The 1,808-nt window shown below is 63.8% G+C and carries 1 protein-coding gene; it reads right to left on the reverse strand.

All coding sequences use genetic code 11. The features are described from left to right. The coding region (locus GIR22_RS25720) for a condensation domain-containing protein (protein ID WP_246208490.1) at positions 1-1,808 on the reverse strand (1,808 nt) is incomplete at both ends.

Consider the following 1,808-nt stretch of genomic DNA (forward strand, 5'->3'; position numbering starts at 1 on the left):
GACGTTGTTGGTTATCCAGCAACGGCAAGGTCGCCAACGGCTGCGCGACGTCGTCGAGCATGGCATCCAGCAGGTGCAGCAAATGCCGGCTCCAACGCACGATGGTGCTTTCATCGAACAGGTCGGTGGCGTATTCGAACTGGCCACTGATGATGTCGCCATCGTCGTTGAGCGACAGGCTGACGTCGAACTGCGTGGTGCCGGTGGCCTGGGGCAGCGGTGTCAGGCTCAAGCCTGGCAATGCCAGGGCTTGATCCTGTGGGGTATTGCCGAGCACCAGCATCGCCTGGAACAACGGGCTGTGGCCGAGGCTGCGTTCCGGTTGCAGCACTTCGACGACCTGCTCGAACGGCAAGTCTTGATGGCTGTAGGCATCCAGTGCGCTGGCCTTGATGGCTGCCAGCAGTTGATCGACGCGGCTGTGGGCCTGAACGTTGATGCGCAGGGCCAGGGTGTTGACGAAGAAGCCGATCAACGCCTCGGTTTCGCGGCGTGGACGGTTGGCGACCGGGGTGCCGACCACTACTTCTGGCTGATTGCTCAGGCGCGAGAGCAGGATCGACCAGGCGCCGAGCAAGGTCATGAACGGTGTCAGTCCTTGTTGCTGGCTGACGCTGCGCAGCCGGGCGCTCAACGGTGCCGGCAGTGTCAGCGGCAACGTCGCTCCACGATAGGTTTGCACCTGTGGCCGGGTATGGTCGGTGGGCAGTTCCAGCAATGCCGGGGCGCCGTCGAGATGGCTTTTCCAGAAATCGGTCTGGGCCTGCAGGCGCTGGCCTTGCAGGTGCTGTTGCTGCCACGTGGCGTAGTCGGCGTATTGCAGCGTCAAGGCCGGCAGTGGGTCGTCGAGACCTTGGCAGAACGCGGCGTAGAGCGCGTTGAACTCACCGATCAACACCGCCACCGACCAACCGTCGGAGACGATGTGGTGTTGGGTGACCAGCAAAATGTGCTCGTCTTCGGCCAGGCGCAGCAAACGGCCGCGAATCAACGGGCCTTGGCTCAGGTCGAAAGCCTCGCGGGCTTCGGCTTGGGTCAGTTGCTCGACCGCGGTTTGCCGAGCATCGACGGCCAAGGATTGCAGGTCATGTTCGCTGAGGGCGAAGCCAATGTTGGCCGCGGCGAACTGTTGGCGGACTTCGCCGTTATGGCGCTCGAAAGTGGTGCGCAGGCTTTCGTGACGGGCGACGATGCGGTCCAGGGCGCGTTGCAGTGCGCTTCGATCCAGGTTGCCACGCAGGTGCAGCGCGGCAGGCATGTGATAGGCGACGCTGGCGGCGTGGTCCAGTTGATCGAGGAACCACAGGCGTTGTTGGGCCAGGGAGAGCGGCAAGGCCTGATCGCGGGAAACCAGGCTGATCGCCTCGACCGTTGATTGATTGGCCTGTTCGACGGACTGCGCCAGTTCGCTTAGCGAGGTCTGGGCAAACAGCGACCGCAGGTCGATCTCGACGCCAAGGTCCTGATGAAGGCGCGCTTGCAACTGCACGGTCAGCAGCGAGTGGCCGCCGAGTTCGAGGAAGCCGTCGTGGCGCCCGACCTGATCCAGCCCGAGCAAAGACTGCCAGATCCCGGCGATGGCGATTTCGGTGGCCCCTTGTGGTGCTTCGTAGGTTTTGCTGGCCAGGGATTCCAGGCCCGGCGCGGGCAGGGCGCGGCGGTCGAGTTTGCCGTTGGCGGTCAGGGGCAGGGCGTCGAGATGCACAAACGCGCTTGGCACCATGTATTCGGGCAAGTGCTTGAGCAGCTCGCTACGCAGTTGTTCGGCGCTGGTCGGCTCGCCGCACAGGTAGGCCACCAGGCGCTTG

The sequence above is a fragment of the Pseudomonas karstica genome (genome assembly GCF_009707515.1).
Lineage (GTDB): Bacteria > Pseudomonadota > Gammaproteobacteria > Pseudomonadales > Pseudomonadaceae > Aquipseudomonas > Aquipseudomonas karstica.